The following is a 19,184-nucleotide window of genomic DNA, read 5'->3' as shown; positions in this document are numbered from 1 at the left end:
TGATCAATCTCTTGATGACGTCCGGGTTGAATCGATGTTTTTCGGGGAGGGTTATATGAAAATTGAAAGGCCATGGGCTCGATTGGGGATAGGTATTCTGGTGATGGTGATTGTGGTGATCGTGGGATTCTCCTGGGTCGCCGCAATGATCCCTACCTGGGGAAGCACATCTCAAGAAGTGGCATTGGAATTGCCGGGAGACAAGCTGGTGCCAACCCCCGACATTCTCTGGAATCATGCGATCACCATTCGGGCACCTGCAAAGGCTATCTATCCCTGGCTGATCCAGATGGGGGATTCCAGGGCGGCATTTTATTCCATTACTTTCATCGAGAACTTGTTTTGTATGACAAGCGGTGAATGTCGCTATGTGAATGCTGATCGGATTCATGAGGAGTGGCAGAATCCAGTCAAGGGGAAACAGGGAATAATTATGGATTTTCTCGTGATCCATGATTATCAGCCTGACCAGTATGTTCTGGCAACTGCCACGGATAAAATGCCCCTGAAGTGGACGTGGTTATGGTACATCCAGCCGGTTAATGAGCTTACCTCACGATTGATTGTCCGGCACCGGATCGATGTACCAGAGGAGTTTCCCCGTCAGGCATTTACATGGATCATGAATATGGGTTACGTCATGGAACGCGCGATGATGCTGGGTATTCGAGATCGATCAGAGGGCCACCTTCCTTCTTCGTGGGAGGAACCGCTGGGGGCGGCAATCTGGTTACTGGTATTTGCTCTGGGGGTAGTGGCCGCGGTGGATTTTGTCCGATACCCTTCGGGATACCATGCGCTGGGGGTGGGTTTGGAAGCGATAATCATCCTCTTTATTCTGACATTCATCCAGCCACCCATGTGGGTGCGTGGGGTGCTTCTGTTGATGGTTGTTTCGGGAATCGTGGTGGTTTACTGGCGTAGATCTGGTAGAAGGCTCTTCCTTACCAGGAGGTCTACCTGAATCCACAGCGCGAGGGGGAAAAGGTTGACGTATAATACCCCCCAATGACTGCACTCATTAAACTGGATAAGGTTACTTTTTCATATACTGGAGACCCAAAGGATCCTCATCCGGCACTGAAGGATATTACTTTACAATTCCATGAGGGCGAATTTGCGGTTATCCTGGGGGCGAATGGTTCCGGAAAGACCACGCTGGCGCGCCATTTAAATGGCCTGCTTTTACCCACTCTGGGGCGGGTGCTGGTCACTAATCTGGATACACGGGATCGTTCCTATCATGGAATAATCCGGCAGCGGGTGGGTATGGTATTTCAACACCCGGAAGATCAAATTGTGGCCACTACGGTGGAGGAAGATGTAGCCTTTGGACCTGAGAACCTGGGGCTACCTCCGTCGGAAATTCGCCAGCGCGTGGATGCAGCCATTGAAGCCGTGGGGTTGGAAGCCCACCGTCATCGTCCGCCTCACATGCTCTCTTCCGGTCAGATGCAGCGCCTGGCACTGGCAGGGGTGTTGGCCATGCGTCCGCGTGTGGTGGTGTTTGATGAGGCCACCACCATGCTTGACCCGGCAGGAAGGAGAATGGCGCTCGCGTTGATGGCAGAATTGCGGGCCTCCGGTATGGCCGTTCTTTTTGTGACCCATAACATGGAAGAGGCGGCACTTGCCGACCGGGCGGTGGTATTGAGTGAGGGGAGTGTGGTGTTCGATGGTGCACCACGAGAACTCTTTACCAGGCAATCTCTGGAAGACTGGGGGCTGGAACCCCCTCCGGTGGTGGAGCTTGGGGGACGGTTGCGGCGTTTGTTCCCTCACCTGCCTGAGGATCTACTCACCGTGGAGGAGCTTCTTGGAAGTCTTCCATCACCACAACGCCCTTGTGAACCACCAGAACATAGAGTAGATGGCGGTACCGACCAACAGGGGAGAGAGTGGGTAATCGAAGTGCAGGGGTTGAATCATACGTATATGCTCGGCACTCCACTGGCACACCAGGCTCTCCAGAATGCCAGTCTTCAGGTTGCCGCAGGAAGAGCGCACGCGCTGGTGGGAGTCACTGGTTCTGGCAAGTCGACCCTGCTCCAGCATCTCAATGGAATACTCCGCCCGCAGGAGGGAAAAGTGCGGGTGGGGCCCTTTCAGCTGGACGATCCGACTGTGTCTACCCGGCAGGTGGTTCGCCTGGCCGGATTGGTGATGCAAAACCCGGAAAGCCAGTTTTTTGAGCAATTTGTGGGAGATGAAATTGCCTATGGGCCACGTCAATTAGGGTGTGATGAGCCCCTTGCGAGCCGAGTCCGCTGGGCAATGGAGCAGGTGGGATTGGATTTTTTGGCCTTTAAAGACCGCTTCACCGATACCCTGAGCGGTGGAGAAAAACGGAAGGTTGCTCTGGCAAGCATTCTGGCGATTAAACCACGTTTTCTCTTGCTGGATGAGCCGACAGCCGGGCTGGATCCGCGCTCTCGAAAAGAAATTTTATTAACGTTACGCAGGATGGTCAGTGAAGGGATGGAAATCGTCCTTTCATCCCATCAAATGGAAGATGTGGCCATGCTCGCTCATGATCTGACCGCCTTTCGTAAAGGGCGAAATGCGCTTCAAGGTTTGGCGGCAGAGGTCTTCTGGCAATTTGAGGCGGTTCGTGAGCTTGGGCTGGAGCCCCCGGTCGCGGCTCTGGTGGCGGCACGCCTTCGTACCCTGGGGTGGGGAGTACCTTCCCGTGTCGTTACCGCAGAAATGCTGATGGATCATCTTGAGAGGTGTGTGGAGGTTCAGGGTGAGCCAGTTTGAGTTTTTACGCTCGATACCTTTCGGGCAATACCTGCCGGTGGGTTCTTTTTTACACCGGTTGGATCCCCGCGCGCGGATGGTGGCGTTTACAGTAATTGTGCTGGCCCTGACCTTCAGCCGCAGTCTGGTTGGCTTGCTGATCGGTTGTGCTGTGGTGCTCGTGGGTTTACGGGTAGGTAAAATTCCTTACCGCTTTGCCTTTCGGGGGTTGTTGCCGCCCTTGCCTTTTTTGTTTTTGTTAGCCATTCTTCAGGTATTCTTAAATGTCAGTTCGCCTGACGAGTCGATTCTGGCCGTAATTGGACCGGTAAGGATTACCCCTTCAGATTTAGCGGCCGGTGCGAAGTTGCTTATTCGCTTTACTGGATTGATTCTGGCAATTGGGCTGGCAACCTATACCATCTCTACCGCTGAAATGACCCAGGGTTTAAATATTATGTTTCAACCATTGGCGAAAATGGGGTTTCCTGCTCAGGATCTGGTCATGATGGTTCAGGTTACACTGCGCTTTTTACCTATGCTGGCCCAAACCGCTGAGCGAATTGCCAAGTCGCAGGCATCACGAGGGGCAGATTGGGACAGCCGCCCCGGCAATATCATCGCCAGGGTGCGGCAGGTTATCCCGGTGGTTGTCCCACTTTTCCTCTCCAGCCTTCACAGGGCAGAAAATATGGCACTTGCCATGGACGCACGAGCGTATGGGAGCTCCACGCAACGCACATCACTGGTGGAACTGCGGTTAAAAGCGGTGGATGGGTTACTCCTGGGGATCTCGTTCCTTACCGGGGCGGCTATCCTCGTTTTTTAGGTGCGGTTTTACTCCAGAGAGGCTCCCCGTTTTGCCCCAACCCGAATGCGCATCCAGGCGGCCACAACGATCAGAACGAGCAGAGCAGATAAACCGGCCTCAGGGAGACCGTTGGCAACCACGATCGGCGCAAGTGCTGCCCACGGGAGAAACCCCAGTACGCCTATCATTCCAAGTACAAGGACGGTGTTGGTCAGGCTGCCGGCGATCCCGGCAATGATTAACCCAATGACCGGCCATTGTCGCAATGCACGCCATACAAGCCAGGCCAGCGGTCCGATAAAAAGGCGAGGTAAAACAGAGAGTAACGGGTTGGTAAACCAGATGTCCACCGGGCCGTTGGGAGCAACGGCGGCCTGAATCAGGCTGAATAGCCCGAAAATCAGACCAATCAACAAGCCTACAACCGGTCCCTCGAGAATGGCACCGATAATAACGGGTACGTGCATGATCGTGAGTGAGGCTCCCGCAACCCAGGGAATAAATCCCCAGCGGGTTAATCCTAAAAAGATGGCAATAGCTCCCATGATGCCAGTGACGACGATTTTACGGGTGCGTTCCTGTGGCATAAATTCCTCCATGCAGATGATCATTGATTGTAACATAGCAGGGTTACCGGGAAGTTTTCCATTCTGGCAACTCCTGCGATATGATTAACCCAGGATACAACGGTTCGTTTTGAGATTCAGAGGATGGAATTTTTAAAAGCGCTGGAAAAGGTCTATTTCTACGATCCATGCAGGGTGCTTCTCGTTCCTTTTTGGAAAGCAGAGTCCATGCTCGGCGGTGTGTTTTATTCCTGCCGGGTGAGGGGAGATGGCTCAGTAGATCACCTGGAAGCCTGGAATGAATCCGGGTATCAGGTGTACTGGGACCGCACAGGGGAATGGCGACCCGATGCCCCTGAAGCATTTTGGAAGTCTCCTAAATTCGCGGTGGTGTACAGCCAGTATGCGGCTCAATTTCCGCGTTCCTCTCAATATTCCATTCAAAGATATTTTCGCCTCCAGCTGGGGGAATCTTTTCCGGTTTATCCCTTACCCGGGGAGTTTGCCTTTGCACCGGTTCGAGTCCCCGCAGATGTTCTCCTGGCTACCGAGGTGATTGGCCGGTGTTATCCTCATCTTCATCCATCGTATGAGGAAGTGCTGCGATGGACCCGGCAGCCAGTGTTCACGCCTGAGTTGTGGGTATGGGTCATTGATCGGCTTACCGATCAACCCGCGGGTTTGGGAATTGCCGATTTTGACCCTGTGAGAAGGGAGGCTTCTCTGGAATGGATCCAGGTGATCCCGGAATATCGTGGCAGGGGGGTAGCTCGAGCGTTAATCAGTTACCTCCTGATGTTGATTCAAGGAAAAGCACAACTGGTGACGGTATCGGGAGGGGCTGATAACCCATCGGATGCCGAGCACCTTTATCGGCGATGTGGCTTTTCAGGTAACCATATCTGGTGGGTCATTCGATTGCTGGGCGAATGAGTTTACTTAAAAAATGAGCACCAGAAGCAGGATGATGGGGCCGAGCAGAATCAGTAAAAGTACCCCGATCACCAGGGCAATGACCAGCCCGATAATGCCCACAACCAATCCCAGTACTCCGCCTACCAGTCCAAAGGCCAGGCCGATAATGCCACCCACCAAATTGAAGATAAATTCAAGCAAACCCATGGTTTCCTCCAGGATCATCCAGTAAATCAGAATGGTGGATGATCTATAGAAGTATACGGAGGCGTACCTGGAAAGTTGTATGCTTTTACCTGGAAGGGCTTCATAAAAGTGCTTTGAGTTGTCGAACCAGCTTTTCGGCCGGTGTTACTCCGTAATTAACGTGCCGGGGCTTACCGGTGGAATCGAGGATAAAGGTGGTGGGAATGCTCAACACACCCCACTGCCGCGCCAGATCGGGCTTCTCGTAGGCATTCACCTCAATGAGTTGACATGCTTCCCCCAGCTGGCTTAAGGCTTTTTGCAGGGCAGGTCGTTGAACTGTTTTGCAGGGGGCACAATCTGGAGTGGTGAAGTAAATCACGGTAGGGCGACCTGGTTCAATGGCGGGGGAATGATGAGTGGTGTTCTGAACGCGGTTAAGCATCCACCACCGGATTAGGCGCAACAAAAGATAAGCTCCTGCGATGATCACCAGACTCCAGAGCAGGCGCGTTAAAAGGGGTTCATTCATGGGCAGAACTCCTGGGGCGCATACCTGGGGGAGTATCAGGGGGTGGAGACTGAGTAAAACCGGGGACGTGCAAACGGTTCAGCCAGTAATAAATGGCACAACCGGCGCAAAACCCGCCAAAAAAGTTTAAGGCTGCCAGTCCTACCACGATCCAGCTTAACAACCAGCCCGGCCATACCAGCCCAAATGCCAAACCCAGGGCAGAGAGCGCCAGGCATACTCCGCCCATTCCCTGTGCAAAGAGGTGAGGCTCTCGATGGTCGAGGAGTACGTTGGGTTTTACAAGATGTACAGGTTGAAGCAGCTTTGTATATAAGAAGCTGAAACCAGGTCGCTTCAGAAAAAATGAGCCAATCAACATAACCGCAGATGTTAAGGCGACCAGCCAGGGCCAGTCGAAGATAAACGCGAGGGTTGGAAGGAGCATGACCAGTGCCTGATTGGTCTTAATTGAAGAATGATCCATGGGAACCAGAGAAGTCATACAGATCCTCCGTTGGGTGAAAAACCGGCTAATGCACTTCTACGAAAAAAAAACGGGCAGTTGCTGTTCCGCAATGTGCAGAGACTGCAACCGCCCGTTTTGAGCAATCGTCGGATTTTTATACCGGCGGCGGTTTCAGTCTCCGCCGGAAACAACACATGCAAGGAATTCGTTCCATGACTTGATCCATAGTATTTGGATAATAATACTCTTGTTTGTGTTGTTGTCAAGGTTTTCTGCCGGTTTTTCTTTGTAGTGGAAGAAGAGATAATAGCGGTAGGTAAGCTCTATTGAACTTCCAGGAAGGGGAGTACAATAATTTTTATTCTTTTCGCGCGGAGGATGGCATGGACGAGATGGCGAAAAAAGTTCCCTCCCGTGGACTATTGGGAGGGGTGCGTAATTTGCCACGTAATGTTTGGGCTGTGAGTGTGACCAGTTTCTTAATGGATATTTCCAGTGAAATGGTCATCAACATTCTTCCGTTGTTTCTCTCCAATGTTCTGGGGGTAAAGACCAATATTATCGGAATCATTGAGGGAATTGCGGAAGCCACATCCAGTCTGTTGAAGCTTTTTTCTGGGTGGTTATCAGATAAGCTGAGAAGCCGCAAATGGATTGCGGTGGCCGGGTATGGATTATCGGCTCTGGCTAAACCCTTTTTTTATTTTGCCAACTCATGGGCAACGGTGGCCGCGGTTCGCTGGATCGATCGGGTGGGTAAGGGGGTTCGCACTGCGCCCCGAGACGCCCTGGTAGCGGATTCGGTGAAATCTGAGGTACGGGGTCTTGCTTTTGGTCTCCATCGGGCGGCAGATACCGCCGGAGCGATGCTGGGTTTGTTAATTTCATTGGTGATTGTATGGATGGCTCAGTCGAGCCGGGTTGAATTGGGGGCGAGTACCTTCCGTACGGTCGTGCTGATCAGCCTGGTGCCCGGGTTTTTGGCCGTTCTGGCATTAATCCTTGGGGCAAAGGATGTGCCTGTGGCTGATGGTCATGAAATGCCCCGGTTTGCTTTCCGGTCACTTGGGAAACCCTTCATGATCTTTATGATCATCGTGGGGATTTTTGACCTCGGTAATTCATCGGATGCTTTCCTGACATTGCGGGCCCAGGAGCGTGGTTTAAATGTGGTTGGGATTCTGGCTATGCTGGCGGCGTTTAACCTGATCTATGCAGTACTCTCAGCTCCAGCGGGGGGGCTGTCGGATAAGATCGGGCGCCGCCGGATGATTATCGGTGGTTGGTTGGTTTATGGGATCATTTACCTGGGTTTTGCCCTGGCACGCAATGCCTGGCATATTGTTGTGTTTTACCTTGCCTACGGGGTGTATTATGCCCTGACGTATGGAACGACCAAGGCCATGGTGGCCGATCTGGTGCCGGAGAATTTGCGCGGTACGGCGTACGGCACCTATAATGCCGTTCTGGGAATTTTAGATTTTCCTGCTTCCCTCATCGCTGGCATTTTGTGGCAGGGTGTAGGGGGGTGGCAGGGTTTCGGTGCCTCGGCGCCCTTCCTGTTTGGAGCGAGTATGGCTCTGCTGGCGGCGGTGCTCTTTGCTGCGTGGAAGCCCTCGTAGATGGCTGTTATTTACTCGAAGTAAACCGTTAACTGGAGAGCTCAGCCATCAGGGGCTGAGCTCTCCAGTTAGGTTAAACGGAGGAACGAACCTGTTTATTTCTCAGGAGAATCGTCTTCGTCTTCTTCATCGATGAAGAATTCAAATTCCTCATCGTCCATGTCCTCTTCCTCGTCATCGGAGTGAACATGGCCATGCTCCAGTTCTTCTTCATTGGCCTGGCGCAGATCGGTGATGGTGACGTCAAATTCGAGATCCTTGCCTGCGAGAGGATGGTTGAAATCAAGTTGAACCGTATCCTTGCTGAGGGATACAATTCTGGCTTCCATCAAATCCCCGTTCTCATCGGTGACGGTTAATTCAACGCCAAGTTTAAGGGGAATCTCTTTGGGGATTTCGTCGCGGGGCACTTCGATGATCGCATCGGGGTCAATTTCACCATACGCATCCCGGGCAGCCACGCGAACCTTTTTCGAATGGCCTACAGCCATACCGTAAAGCTCGCGTTCCAGGCCGGGAATGATGTTATCATGTCCCTGGATGAACTGAATAGGTTCGTCTCCCTGAGTGGTGTCGACCACTTCGCCGTCTACCGTCAGGGTGTAGTCCATGCTGACTACCACGTCGTCTGCCACAACTGTGGGCTTTGTGCTTTTATCCATTGATTTTACTTTCCTTAACTTATTACTCAATCCGAACAACGAAGGGATTATATCATACTATCATGACAATCTTCGTTTTTTCAGGTGATAAAAAACAATAGATCGGGCAGAAGGGTAATTTTAGACTTGTAATAAAATTGACATCGTCAGGCGAAATACTCCAAAGCTGTTTTATCTTTTCACCAGGAGCCTTCAATGGACGTTCTCACACTTTCGCAATGGCAGTTTGCCATTACATCGGTATATCATTTTTTCTTCGTACCCCTGACGCTGGGGTTATCTGTGCTGGTTGCCATCATGGAGACCATTTATGTCTCAACCGGGCAAACACTGTATCGATCCATGGCAAAGTTCTGGGGCACCCTTTTCCTGATTAACTTTGCTATGGGGGTGGTGACCGGTATTGTCCAGGAATTCCAGTTCGGGATGAACTGGTCGGAATATTCGCGATATGTGGGGGATATCTTCGGTGCTCCCCTGGCAATCGAAGCGCTGCTGGCGTTTTTCCTGGAGTCAACCTTCCTGGGGGTGTGGGTCTTTGGCTGGGATAAAATTTCCAAGAAATTGCACCTGGCATGTATCTGGTTGGTGGCAATCGGGGCGAATATTTCTGCTCTATGGATTCTGATAGCCAACTCATTCATGCAGCATCCGGTCGGATATGCTCTGGAGAATGGCCGGGCCGTGATGACGGATTTCTGGGCGCTGGTGGCTAACCGATATGTGTGGACGCAGTTCCCGCACACTGTTTTTTCAGGCTTTGTCACCGGGGCGTTTTTTGTGTTTGGGATTAGCGTGTATCATCTGTTGCGAAAGAAAAATGTGGAATTCTTCCAACGATCTTTCAACCTTGCTGTGGTTTTTGGTTCGCTTTCCATTGTACTGGTGATCTTCGTCGGCCATAGTCAGGCCCAACAAATGGTACAGGTTCAGCCAATGAAGATGGCTTCGGTTGAGGCGTTGTGGGAATCTGAGGATCCGGCGTCTTTCTCGTTGTTCACCTGGGGTGACCAGGAAAACCTGCGGGATCGCTTCGCTATCCGAATCCCTTATTTATTGAGCATTCTCTCCTATAACCGTCCCAGTGGTTTGGTTAAGGGGATTCGTGATTTACAGGAAGAGTATGTGCAAAAGTATGGGCCCGGGTACTATGTGCCCTCAGTGTTCACTACCTATTGGACGTTTCGGATCATGGTAGGGGCGGGGTTCCTGATGCTGGGGATCATGTTGTTGGCATTGTATTTAATCATTCGGAATAGGCCGCTCGACTCTATTAAGTTTACCCGGTATCTCCCCCTGGCAATCGGGCTTCCTTATGTGGCCAATACGACCGGCTGGATTTTAACCGAGATGGGCCGGCAACCATGGGTGGTGTTTGGGTTGATGCAAACCCGGGATGCTTTCTCGCCCAACCTTACGGCAGGGATGGTGCTGACCACACTCATCACTTTTACCCTCGTCTACGGGTCACTGATGGTGGCCGATGTTTACCTGCTGGTGAAATACGCCAAAGCTGGCCCGGGTGACGGATCGAATGAACCAGCTTCAACCATTTCTGAATCTACGGCGGCGTAGGAGGCCAACATGGATCTGAATACATTGTGGTTTATTTTAATTGCGGTGTTGTATATCGGTTTCTTTGTGCTGGAGGGGTTTGATATGGGGGTGGGCATTCTTTTACCGGTGCTCGGGAAGGATGACCAAACACGACGGATGATGATCAATACCATTGGCCCTCACTGGGATGGCAATGAAGTATGGTTAATCACCGCCGGTGGGGCTACTTTTGCGGCTTTCCCACACTGGTATGCAACGCTGTTCAGCGGCTTTTACCTGCCTCTGTTCTTGATTTTGCTGGCGCTGATCGTTCGGGGAGTGGCTTTCGAATTTCGGAGCAAGGATGATCATCCGCGATGGCGCAGCCTGTGGGATTGGGCTATCTTCTTTGGAAGCCTGATTCCAGCATTCCTGTTTGGAGTAGCCTTCACCAATTTCATCCGCGGGGTGCCCATCGACGAAACGATGACGTATGTGGGTGGATTCTGGAACTTGCTCAACCCGTTTGCTCTTTTAGGTGGTTTGGTGGCGGTTGCAGGGTTCACCTTACATGGAGCGATTTTCTTGAGCCTGAAGACCGATGGCGCTCTGCGTAAAGCAGCCGAGGATGCCGCCTGGAAAGCCTGGCCAGCAGCGGTGGTCACGATGGTATTGTATACGGTGGGGATGTATTTTCTGACCGATATCCTGCGACAATTGGGAATTAACCCCGGGCCAATACCAGTAGGAGCAGGGGTTGCTCTGCTAGCGGCAGGGTACTTGATCTATACCAGGCGAAGCGGTTGGGCTTTTTTCCTGACGTCTCTGGCGATTGTCTTTGCCGTGACGACGATTTTCATGGTGCTCTACCCGCGGGTGCTTGTTTCGAGCCTTGACAACGCGTATAGCCTGACCATTTATAACGCTTCCTCTGGCCCATATACACTGCGGGTTATGTCTATTGTGGCTCTGATATTCGTACCCATTGTACTGGCTTATCAGGCCTGGTCATACTGGATTTTCCGGAAACGTGTGGGAGGACAATCAGATCTTCACTATTAGGTGAAGATATAGCTTCTTTCCACTGGACCTTGAGTGAGGGTGAGTATTGAATGATGATCCAATCTCACCCTCTTATCTTGATAGGGTCAGCCCCAGGTCTATCAAGATAGTTCACGGGGTATGCTATTTCGGAACATTTGGATTAGAATCAGAATGCTATCTACATTGGAGTGAGTTCTTTTGCGAGAATAGCCTGAAGCATTTATAAGGATATAAAAGGAGTTCGCCATGGCCTGCTGTTGTGAAGAGAAACGAATTTATACTTCTGAAAAAGCTCCCAAAGCCCAGGGGCCTTACTCACCCGCGGTCAAAGGAGGTGGGTTGGTTTTTATTGCCGGGCAACTTGGCATGGATCCGGCGACCGGCAACCTGGTCGAAGGGGGGATTGAAGCCGAGACAAGGCAGGCTTTGACCAATCTGAAGCATTTGGTCGAGGCTGCCGGCTCAAGTATGGACCAGGTAGTAAAAGTTACAGTTTTCCTGCGGGATATTCAAGATTTCCAGAAAATGAACAGTGTATACGCCGAGTTTTTTGTGGCAAATCCACCGGCCAGATCGGCTTTTCAGGTTGGCGCATTGCCCCGTGGGGCGGCGGTAGAAATTGAAGCGATCGCTCTGGCGTCTTCTACCTGCGATTGCGGTTGTTCGTGTGGTTAGGAGAGCCTGGCGATTTCGGCTCCAATGACTTTCGTATCCATAATTATCCCCTGTTATAATGAGGAACGAACGATCTATGGGCTGCTGGAGGCTATCTACCGGCAGACTTATCCGCGTTCGCTGATGGAAGTTGTACTGGCCGACGGGATGTCGGAAGACCGAACGCGGGATGTGGTGAAAAAGTTCATCCAGGAACACCCTGATTTATCGGTGAAGCTGGTAGATAACCCCAGGCGTATCATTCCCAGTGGTCTAAACCGGGCGATTGAGGCTTCTGGCGGGGAGGTGCTGGTAAGGCTGGATGCTCATTCTGCACCGTCGCCAGAATATGTGGCGCGCTGTGTGGCTGCTTTACGCGAAGGCAGGGGAGAAAACGTCGGCGGCGTGTGGGAAATCCACCCCGGAGGTTCTGGTTGGATTGCCCGATCCATTGCTGTGGCCGCATCGCATCCGCTGGGAGTAGGGGATGCCGCGTATCGCTATACCAATCGATCAGCTTATGTAGATACCGTGCCTTTCGGGGCTTTTCGGCGAGAAACACTGGAGCGGATTGGCTGGTTTGATGAAACGCTTTTAACGAACGAGGATTATGAGCTTAATGCGCGGCTCAGGCAAAACGGCGGTAAAATCTGGCTTGATCCTGCCATCCGGTCGGTCTATTTGGCGCGCCCTTCCCTTCGGGCGTTGGCGGCTCAATATTGGCGGTATGGTTTCTGGAAATGGCGGATGTTGCAGAGGTATCCGGGCACTTTACGCTGGCGGCAGGCCCTGCCGCCCCTTTTTGTGGCCGGGATCATTGGGCTTGGGATAGGCGCGCTCTGGTGGGAGTGGGCACGCTGGATGCTCCTGTTGATGGTCGGGTTATATTTTCTGGCGCTGGTACTTGCCAGCTTGCCCCAGGCATGGAAGAAGAAAGACCCACTGCTGGTGATAGGGGTACCTCTGGCTATAGCTACCATGCACATTACATGGGGCAGCGGACTACTTTTTAGTATGCTCAAAGGAATGAAACAGTAACCTATGGAACAACGTACCTCTCGTTGGCGGATGCGCCCGGAAGAAAGGCGCCTGATCCTGTTGGCCGGTGATTTTCTCGCCGCGTGGTTGGGCCTGGCTCTGGCGATGGTTGCCTGGGGACAACGTGACTGGTTGGATTTCTCCCGCCAATTGTTACTGGAGCGGATTCCATCCTGGTTTTATTTTTTACCGTTTGCTTGGTTGCTGTTGAATGTCGAAATGTATGACATGAAACGGGCTGGCCGCCGGGATGAAACGTTGAAGGGAATATTACTCTCCGCCGGGGTTGGGCTGGCCGTGTATTTACTGGTTTTCTTCCTGGCTCCACCGGAATCGCTACCCCGTGTGGGGGTGGGGGTTTTTGTGGTTGCCAGTGCACTGTTAACCCTTCTCTGGCGGAATATCTATATCACAGTCTTCACATCCCCGGAATTTTTACGGCGGGTGTTAATAGTCGGCGCAGGACGGGCTGGAAGCACCCTGGCGAAGGTGGTCAATGAGCTTACCCCGCACCCCTTTGAGGTGATTGGTTTTGTGGATGATGATGAAGAGAAAAAAGGATCCACGGTGGAGAACTATCCGGTGCTGGGGGGATGGGATGTGTTGTTGAAGACCATCGAGGAGAAGCACATTACCGATGTGGTTCTGGCCATCTCTCAGGATGTGCGCCCGGAATTATTTCAGGCGTTGTTGCAGGTGGAGGAAATGGGAGTAGAGATTGTGACCATGCCCACCATGTACGAGAGGCTTCTGGGGCGGGTGCCGATCTTTTTACTCCAGTCCGACTGGATATTGCGATCTTTTGTTGATCAGGCTCATGCCAGCGGGCTGTATGAGCTGGTGAAACGATTGATGGATATCGTGGGGGGGTTGATCGGGACTCTGATAACGCTGGTCGTGTTCCCCTTTATTGCACTGGCCATTGTGGTGGATAATGGTCGGCCGGTGCTGTTTACCCAAAATCGCCTTGGTCTAAGTGGAAAACAATATACTATTATTAAATTCCGGACCATGCGGAACAATTCTGAAAACGATGGCAAGGCACGGGTCACTCTGGAAAACGATGAACGGATTACCCGTGTCGGGCGTTTTTTAAGGAAGAGCCATTTAGATGAGCTTCCTCAGTTTATTAATGTGTTACGCGGTGAGATGAGTCTGATCGGCCCGAGGGCTGAGCGCAACGAACTGGTTGAAGAATTACAGACCAAGGTGCCTTTTTACCGCGCCCGGTTGCTGGTAAAACCGGGGATTACCGGCTGGGCGCAGGTCAATTTTGGTTATGCGGCGACGGTAGAAGACACCGGCATTAAATTGGAATATGACCTGTATTACATCAAACATCGTAATCTGGCTCTGGATTTATTGATCCTTTTACGCACGGTGGGAACGGTTCTCGGGTTGAAGGGACAGTGAAGGTGTAGCCATGAAATCCAAGCCGGTGCCGAATATTCGCAATCGTTACCTCTTGCTGGGCGATCTGATCCTGATTGTTTTATCGGTCATGGGGAGCTACGCGTTACGCTTTGAGCTGGGAAACCTGTTTTTTTTCTATCTTCCTTCTGCATACTGGATGGCAGGTGCGGCTTTAATCATTAAGCCGCTTGTCTATTATTTTTTTGGTATGTACCGCAGAATGTGGATTTACGCCAGCACGAGAGAGGTGGTGTTGATCGTTTCGGCGGTGGCTACCTCATCGGTCATTCTTTCTGCGGTGATGGTGGCATTGGCTTCCCTTCGTTTATTTATTGGTTTTCCCCGCCCGGTTCTGGTTTTTGATTTTTTCCTCTCCGTAGTTTTGGCTGGCGGATTACGCTTTGTGCTTCGTCTACTTGCCGAGAATCGCGTCAATCAGGTTTTATATTCAGGGCTGGATCGACGCCGGACGCAGAAAGTGCTCATCGTGGGTGCTGGAGATGCCGGGGCACTTGTGGTGCGTGAGCTTCAGAAAAATCCGCAGCTTTATTTGACGCCGGTGGGCTTTCTGGATGATAACCCATCCAAGCTTAAACAGCAGATTTACGGCGTGCCGGTCATTGGTACTTTGAGTGACCTGTCTAAAGTGATCGACCAGACCGGTGCAGATCAGGTGATTATTGCCATTCCATCGGCGCCGGGGCGTGTGGTTCGTCTGGTTGCAGAAGCGTGCCGCCCCAAGGGTATTCCTTTCCGCACGATGCCGGGCATTTATGAACTGCTGGGGGGAAAGGTGAGTGTCAGCCGGTTGCGTGAAGTAGATATTTCCGATTTGCTTCGGCGTGAACCGGCTCACATTGAGGAAGAACTGGTTGGCGCAACACTGGGTGGACGGGTGGTGCTGGTAACCGGTGCAGGCGGTTCGATTGGCCGAGAATTGTGCCGTCAAATTGCCCGGTGGGGGCCTTCTGAATTGATTGTGCTAGGGCATGGGGAAAATAGCATTTTTGAAACCATGCTGGAGCTGCGGGAGAATTTTTCCCTTTTGCTGGTGAGGCCGGTCATTGCGGATGTTCGGGATTATCCGCGTATTCGTTCAATCTTCAACCGGCACCGGCCAGATATTGTGTTCCATGCAGCAGCGCATAAACATGTCCCTCTCATGGAGTCCAACGTTGAAGAGGCGGTAACGAATAATATTCTTGGAACCATGAATGTGGTCAGTGCAGCATTAGAGGCTGATGTCAACCGGCTGGTGATGATCTCCACGGATAAGGCCATTCGGCCTGCCAATGTAATGGGCGCTACCAAGCGGGTGGCAGAAATGATCGTCCTGGATGCTGCGGATCGGTCGGGAAGGGCTTATTCGGTCGTCAGGTTTGGAAATGTTCTGGGAAGCCGGGGAAGTGTAGTTCCTCTTTTTAAAAGCCAGATTGCCCGCGGCGGGCCAGTGACGGTGACTCATCCAGAAATGCGTCGTTATTTTATGACTATTCCTGAGGCGGTTCATCTGGTATTGCAGGTCGCGGCGATGGGTAAAGGCGGCGAAACCTTTATGTTGAACATGGGTGAGCAGGTGCGTATTCTGGATCTGGCAGAGGATTTGATCCGCCTTTCGGGATTGGAACCGGGTAAGGACATTGAAATTGTATTCACGGGGATTCGTCCTGGCGAAAAACTCAGTGAAGATCTCTGGGATGAAGGAAACCTGTACCAGAAGACCAGCCACCCGGATATCTTTAAGATTGAGGGTCAGGTTCAAGATATGGATAGCGAAGCGTTACATTCGATGGTGGAGGAGCTGGTTCGCCTGGCTCGAGAGGGGGAATCGCAGGCCATTATAACGCTGCTTGATGAACTGATCCCGTTTGCGTCTATCCGGCGTACTCCACCCCCTGAACTTACAGCGATCGAATGATGGCGCGACTTTCGGCTTCGGAATGGGAGTCATTTTTAAGGGCTTATCCAGATACGCACGTGTTGCAGAGTGCGGCCTGGGGCGAATTAAAGCGTTCGTTTGGCTGGACTGTGGAGCGGATATGCGTTGGGGTAACTGGAGCACAGGTTCTCTTTCGTCAGTTGCCCGGGGGGTTGACACTGGCCTATATTCCCAAAGGACCGGTTGGACCGGCATGGGACTCCCTGTGGCCAGAGGTCGAAAAAGTATGCCGCGAAAAGCATGCCATCCTGTTAAAAGTTGAACCGGATGGCTGGGAAGAAGAGAGCATCCCTGAAGGAGCGCTTACCGGTTTCCGTTGTGATGGCATCTCCGTACAACCCCGCCGCACACTGGTAGTGTCCCTGCAGGGCGCTCCGGATGCATGGCTCGAACGGATGAAACAGAAGACCCGGTATAACATTCGCCTGGCTGAGAAGAAAGGGGTTACAGTAAGGCCTTCTTCAGATGTTGAGACCTTTTACCGGATGATGCTACAAACCGGGAAACGCGACGGGTTCGGTGTGCATAGCCTGGAGTATTATCAAAAGGCGTATGACTTATTATATCCCCAGCAGGCGGTTGAGTTACTCATGGCGGAATACGAGGAACGGCCGCTGGCCGGGTTGATGGTATTCACCAGGGGGAGCCGGGCCTGGTATTTTTACGGGGCTTCAACTGAAGAGGAACGTAACCGAATGCCCACCTATCTTTTACAATGGAAGGCGATGTTGTGGGCATCGGCGAGAGGGTGTACTTCTTATGACCTCTGGGGGGTGCCTGATGAAGATGAGGCCGTTCTGGAAGCGGATTTCGAGCGGCGAAAGGATGGTTTGTGGGGAGTTTACCGCTTTAAACGCGGTTTTGGAGGGGTTTTAAAGCGTGCTCATGCGACCTATGAGAAACCCCTGCTCGCCCCATTTTTCTGGTTGTATCGCTGGTGGGCGCGTAAGCGAAGCATGGAATAGGAGCGCGGCCTTTGCTATCGGTGGATCTCAATTCGTGGAACGAAATGATTGCTAAACTCCCGGGTGCGAACATCTTGCAAACACGGGAATGGGCTGAGCTTAAAGGAAAATACGGGTGGGAAGCCTGTCCGCAGGTTTGGAGAAATGAACGGGGAGAAATATTTGCCGCGGCGATGATCCTCTCCAGGCGGGTGCGGTTTCCGGGAATGGCTGGAGGTTGGAGCGTGCTGTATGTGCCACGTGGCCCTTTGCTGGACTGGACGCACCCTGGCCACAGGCAGAAAGTAATCAATACTCTTGAAGCTCTGGCGCGGCAACGGGGAGTAATTTTCCTGAAGATCGATCCAGAGGTACCTTTAGGGTATGGGGTACCCGGTACTGAAGGTGCCGTTGAAGTTGAGGCTGGTGCAGCGCTTCGGAATGAGTTGAACGAGCGGGGCTGGATATTCTCGAAGGAACAAATTCAGTTTCGAAACACTGCTGTGTTGGATTTATTAGGAGACGAGGCGGACTGGCTGGGAAGGATGAAACCCAAGGCCCGGTATAACCTGCGGCTTGCGCAGCGCAAGGGAGTAACCGTGCGGTTGGGAGGGGAGGATGACTTCGACTTGCTTTATCGGATGTATGCCGAAACCGCTGTGCGAGATGGGTTTGTCATCCGACCTCTTGAATATTATCGGATGGTCTGGAATACTTTTTCCCGGAGGGGAATGTGTTTTCCATTGATCGCAGAGGTATCGGGCGAGGCGGTAGCAGGGCTGGTGCTATTCGTGTTTGCCGGCAGAGCCTGGTATCTTTATGGCATGTCACGCGATCTGCACCGGGAAAAGATGCCGAATTACCTTTTACAATGGGAAGCCATGCGTCTGGCCTGTGCGAAGGGAGCCTCATCCTATGATTTATGGGGGGCGCCGGATGTTTTTAATGAAAGCGACTCTATGTGGGGGGTATTTCGTTTCAAAGAAGGATTAGGCGCCAGGGTGGTGCGGACCCTTGGGGCCTGGGATTATACCGCCCGTCCACTTTCTTACCGGATGTATACTCAAATTCTTCCCCGTGTATTGGAATGGATGCGTCGGCGTGGCAAGGCGCGTACTCGACGCGATGTTGGGGTCTAGAGGCTTCACAGGGGCATTCTCCGCCATCAGCGCCAGACAGGATCGAAATCGGCAGCCGGATCATCGGTCAGCCGAATCCATTCTTGCCTGTCGCGGTTGAAAAGATACAGGTCTCGATTTCCATCCACAATTCGGTCGAGGGCCAACCAGGCACCATCAGAAGAAAAAGCCGGATTGGAAAGGTTAACTACGGGTTCTGTTAACGGATTTTCTTCGCCCAGGGGTTCGTTGAAAGGCTTCTCCACAACCACAAGAGCTGAGGTTCCGCGAAGGAAAGCCAAACGCAGGCCATCCGGAGTCCATGTGGGCAATGCTCCCCGGTTCTCGGTGAACGCTCTGGCATTTTTCCCGTCGGATTGCATGATCCACACCTGCCTGAACCCACTGCGGGTCGTTTCATAGGCTAAAAACTTACCATCGGGTGACCATGAAGGATGCCTCTCGGAATTTACCGGACTGGAGAGCTGTTGCAGGTTGAAATCGGGAAGATGGATCAGGAAAATGTTAGGGCGCCCATTACGAATGGAAGAGAAGGCGATGATCTGACCATCCGGTGACCATGCGGGGTCGAAATCACCGCCGGGCAGGGTTGGCAGGGGTGTCAGACCGGTGCCATCTGCGTTGATGATAAAAAGACCAGCCCCCGGGTGTTCATCGGAGGTGTCACGGCATGGCGAGACAAATACCAGCCGGTTGCTTCCGGGATGCCAATCGGGCTGGCAGGCACCTTCTGGAAGATGGGTGATTTGCCGAAGGTCACTTCCATCAGAACGAATGATCCATATTTGGGGGATTCCGGTACGATCTGAAACAAAGGCCAGCTCCGGTTCTTTTTCCGGCGTTGGATTGAATTGGGGAGGAGAGGTTGGAGTAAGCACAGGGGTATCTGTTGGAACGCGGGTTGAGGTGGAAGAAAGGATTATCCCGGGAGAGCTGTCCTGATCGTCCATGGTTACCACTGTGGCCGTCAGGGTAGGTTCCGGTGTGGGCGGGCAA

General features: G+C 52.3%; 19 protein-coding genes. 13 read left to right on the top strand and 6 right to left on the bottom strand.

Annotation, left to right across the window (positions count from 1 at the left end; all coding sequences use genetic code 11):
• Positions 1-55: 55 nt before the first annotated feature.
• From ATHL_RS08985 to ATHL_RS08975, 3 genes are read left to right on the top strand one after another with little or no spacing between them, the layout of a single operon-like run.
• On the top strand, positions 56-964 hold the full coding sequence (locus tag ATHL_RS08985; RefSeq protein ID WP_162787650.1) for a hypothetical protein: 909 nt from the start codon (positions 56-58) through the stop codon (positions 962-964).
• Between the two features lie 44 nt (positions 965-1,008).
• Positions 1,009-2,760 (top strand): energy-coupling factor transporter ATPase, encoded by a 1,752-nt coding sequence (locus ATHL_RS08980; protein ID WP_062192456.1) that lies wholly within the window; start codon positions 1,009-1,011, stop codon positions 2,758-2,760.
• Complete coding sequence (locus ATHL_RS08975; protein ID WP_062192453.1) at positions 2,747-3,568, top strand: energy-coupling factor transporter transmembrane component T family protein; 822 nt, start codon at positions 2,747-2,749, stop codon at positions 3,566-3,568. Before ATHL_RS08980 ends, ATHL_RS08975 begins: the two co-directional genes overlap by 14 nt.
• A gap of 8 nt (positions 3,569-3,576) precedes the next feature.
• Here the strand turns inward: ATHL_RS08975 and ATHL_RS08970 are convergent, their stop codons facing one another.
• Entirely contained in the window at positions 3,577-4,137 is a 561-nt protein-coding gene (locus tag ATHL_RS08970; RefSeq protein WP_062192995.1) for an ECF transporter S component, read from the bottom strand.
• A gap of 123 nt (positions 4,138-4,260) precedes the next feature.
• On the opposite strand from ATHL_RS08970, the gene ATHL_RS08965 reads away from it, so the two are divergent.
• Positions 4,261-5,049: a GNAT family N-acetyltransferase gene (locus tag ATHL_RS08965; RefSeq protein WP_062192451.1), complete on the top strand. Its 789-nt coding sequence runs from the start codon at positions 4,261-4,263 to the stop codon at positions 5,047-5,049.
• A 6-nt stretch (positions 5,050-5,055) separates the two neighbouring features.
• Here ATHL_RS08965 and ATHL_RS08960 read toward each other — a convergent pair whose 3' ends face one another.
• The 3 genes from ATHL_RS08960 to ATHL_RS08950 all read right to left on the bottom strand — a co-directional run bounded on the left by ATHL_RS08960 (position 5,056) and on the right by ATHL_RS08950 (position 6,233).
• Positions 5,056-5,238: a hypothetical protein gene (locus tag ATHL_RS08960; RefSeq protein WP_062192448.1), complete on the bottom strand. Its 183-nt coding sequence runs from the start codon at positions 5,236-5,238 to the stop codon at positions 5,056-5,058.
• 100 nt (positions 5,239-5,338) lie between these two features.
• Positions 5,339-5,749 (bottom strand): thioredoxin family protein, encoded by a 411-nt coding sequence (locus ATHL_RS08955; RefSeq protein WP_062192444.1) that lies wholly within the window; start codon positions 5,747-5,749, stop codon positions 5,339-5,341.
• Positions 5,742-6,233, bottom strand: a complete 492-nt coding sequence (locus ATHL_RS08950) for a DUF4395 domain-containing protein (protein ID WP_062192431.1) — start codon at positions 6,231-6,233, stop codon at positions 5,742-5,744. The genes ATHL_RS08955 and ATHL_RS08950 overlap by 8 nt, the downstream gene beginning before the upstream one ends.
• 347 nt (positions 6,234-6,580) lie before the next feature.
• Here ATHL_RS08950 and ATHL_RS08945 point away from each other — a divergent pair, with 347 nt between their 5' ends.
• Positions 6,581-7,819 carry an MFS transporter gene (locus ATHL_RS08945; protein ID WP_236822357.1) on the top strand — a complete coding sequence of 413 codons (1,239 nt, stop codon included), beginning with the start codon at positions 6,581-6,583 and terminating at the stop codon, positions 7,817-7,819.
• A 95-nt stretch (positions 7,820-7,914) separates the two neighbouring features.
• Here ATHL_RS08945 and ATHL_RS08940 read toward each other — a convergent pair whose 3' ends face one another.
• The gene (locus ATHL_RS08940; RefSeq protein WP_062192428.1) at positions 7,915-8,481 is read right to left on the bottom strand and encodes an FKBP-type peptidyl-prolyl cis-trans isomerase; all 567 of its coding nucleotides are present in this window, start codon (positions 8,479-8,481) and stop codon (positions 7,915-7,917) included.
• A gap of 195 nt (positions 8,482-8,676) precedes the next feature.
• On the opposite strand from ATHL_RS08940, the gene ATHL_RS08935 reads away from it, so the two are divergent.
• From ATHL_RS08935 to ATHL_RS08900, 8 genes are all read left to right on the top strand, one after another.
• Positions 8,677-10,056: a cytochrome ubiquinol oxidase subunit I gene (locus ATHL_RS08935; RefSeq protein ID WP_062192425.1), complete on the top strand. Its 1,380-nt coding sequence runs from the start codon at positions 8,677-8,679 to the stop codon at positions 10,054-10,056.
• Positions 10,057-10,065: 9 nt separating this feature from the next.
• Positions 10,066-11,079 carry a cytochrome d ubiquinol oxidase subunit II gene (gene cydB, locus ATHL_RS08930; protein ID WP_062192422.1) on the top strand — a complete coding sequence of 338 codons (1,014 nt, stop codon included), beginning with the start codon at positions 10,066-10,068 and terminating at the stop codon, positions 11,077-11,079.
• A 228-nt stretch (positions 11,080-11,307) separates the two neighbouring features.
• Positions 11,308-11,736: a RidA family protein gene (locus tag ATHL_RS08925; protein WP_062192415.1), complete on the top strand. Its 429-nt coding sequence runs from the start codon at positions 11,308-11,310 to the stop codon at positions 11,734-11,736.
• A gap of 24 nt (positions 11,737-11,760) precedes the next feature.
• The gene (locus ATHL_RS08920) at positions 11,761-12,753 is read left to right on the top strand and encodes a glycosyltransferase family 2 protein (RefSeq protein WP_062192412.1); all 993 of its coding nucleotides are present in this window, start codon (positions 11,761-11,763) and stop codon (positions 12,751-12,753) included.
• Positions 12,754-12,756: 3 nt separating this feature from the next.
• Positions 12,757-14,166, top strand: coding sequence for a sugar transferase (locus ATHL_RS08915; RefSeq protein WP_062192410.1), 1,410 nt, complete (start codon positions 12,757-12,759; stop codon positions 14,164-14,166).
• Positions 14,167-14,176: 10 nt separating this feature from the next.
• On the top strand, positions 14,177-16,084 hold the full coding sequence (locus tag ATHL_RS08910; protein ID WP_062192407.1) for a nucleoside-diphosphate sugar epimerase/dehydratase: 1,908 nt from the start codon (positions 14,177-14,179) through the stop codon (positions 16,082-16,084).
• Positions 16,081-17,070 (top strand): lipid II:glycine glycyltransferase FemX, encoded by a 990-nt coding sequence (locus ATHL_RS08905; protein WP_084001307.1) that lies wholly within the window; start codon positions 16,081-16,083, stop codon positions 17,068-17,070. The genes ATHL_RS08910 and ATHL_RS08905 overlap by 4 nt, the downstream gene beginning before the upstream one ends.
• Positions 17,071-17,114: 44 nt before the next feature.
• Positions 17,115-18,188 (top strand): lipid II:glycine glycyltransferase FemX, encoded by a 1,074-nt coding sequence (locus ATHL_RS08900; protein WP_162787648.1) that lies wholly within the window; start codon positions 17,115-17,117, stop codon positions 18,186-18,188.
• 26 nt (positions 18,189-18,214) lie between these two features.
• On the opposite strand, the gene ATHL_RS08895 is transcribed toward ATHL_RS08900, so the two are convergent.
• A partial coding sequence (locus ATHL_RS08895) for a TolB family protein (RefSeq protein WP_062192399.1) occupies positions 18,215-19,184 on the bottom strand: 970 nt, incomplete at its 5' end.

The sequence above is a fragment of the Anaerolinea thermolimosa genome (assembly GCF_001050195.2).
Taxonomy (GTDB): domain Bacteria; phylum Chloroflexota; class Anaerolineae; order Anaerolineales; family Anaerolineaceae; genus Anaerolinea; species Anaerolinea thermolimosa.
This window is presented reverse-complemented; position numbering and strand designations above follow the sequence as displayed.

Coding starts and splice junctions, on each gene's coding strand:
- ATHL_RS08985 (WP_162787650.1), top strand. CDS start 56: ATGAAAATTGAAAGGCCATGGGCTCGATTGGGGATAGGTATTCTGGTG.
- ATHL_RS08980 (WP_062192456.1), top strand. CDS start 1,009: ATGACTGCACTCATTAAACTGGATAAGGTTACTTTTTCATATACTGGA.
- ATHL_RS08970 (WP_062192995.1), bottom strand. CDS start 4,137: ATGCCACAGGAACGCACCCGTAAAATCGTCGTCACTGGCATCATGGGA.
- ATHL_RS08965 (WP_062192451.1), top strand. CDS start 4,261: ATGGAATTTTTAAAAGCGCTGGAAAAGGTCTATTTCTACGATCCATGC.
- ATHL_RS08960 (WP_062192448.1), bottom strand. CDS start 5,238: ATGGGTTTGCTTGAATTTATCTTCAATTTGGTGGGTGGCATTATCGGC.
- ATHL_RS08955 (WP_062192444.1), bottom strand. CDS start 5,749: ATGAATGAACCCCTTTTAACGCGCCTGCTCTGGAGTCTGGTGATCATC.
- ATHL_RS08950 (WP_062192431.1), bottom strand. CDS start 6,233: ATGACTTCTCTGGTTCCCATGGATCATTCTTCAATTAAGACCAATCAG.
- ATHL_RS08945 (WP_236822357.1), top strand. CDS start 6,581: ATGGACGAGATGGCGAAAAAAGTTCCCTCCCGTGGACTATTGGGAGGG.
- ATHL_RS08940 (WP_062192428.1), bottom strand. CDS start 8,481: ATGGATAAAAGCACAAAGCCCACAGTTGTGGCAGACGACGTGGTAGTC.
- ATHL_RS08935 (WP_062192425.1), top strand. CDS start 8,677: ATGGACGTTCTCACACTTTCGCAATGGCAGTTTGCCATTACATCGGTA.
- cydB (WP_062192422.1), top strand. CDS start 10,066: ATGGATCTGAATACATTGTGGTTTATTTTAATTGCGGTGTTGTATATC.
- ATHL_RS08925 (WP_062192415.1), top strand. CDS start 11,308: ATGGCCTGCTGTTGTGAAGAGAAACGAATTTATACTTCTGAAAAAGCT.
- ATHL_RS08920 (WP_062192412.1), top strand. CDS start 11,761: ATGACTTTCGTATCCATAATTATCCCCTGTTATAATGAGGAACGAACG.
- ATHL_RS08915 (WP_062192410.1), top strand. CDS start 12,757: ATGGAACAACGTACCTCTCGTTGGCGGATGCGCCCGGAAGAAAGGCGC.
- ATHL_RS08910 (WP_062192407.1), top strand. CDS start 14,177: ATGAAATCCAAGCCGGTGCCGAATATTCGCAATCGTTACCTCTTGCTG.
- ATHL_RS08905 (WP_084001307.1), top strand. CDS start 16,081: ATGATGGCGCGACTTTCGGCTTCGGAATGGGAGTCATTTTTAAGGGCT.
- ATHL_RS08900 (WP_162787648.1), top strand. CDS start 17,115: ATGATTGCTAAACTCCCGGGTGCGAACATCTTGCAAACACGGGAATGG.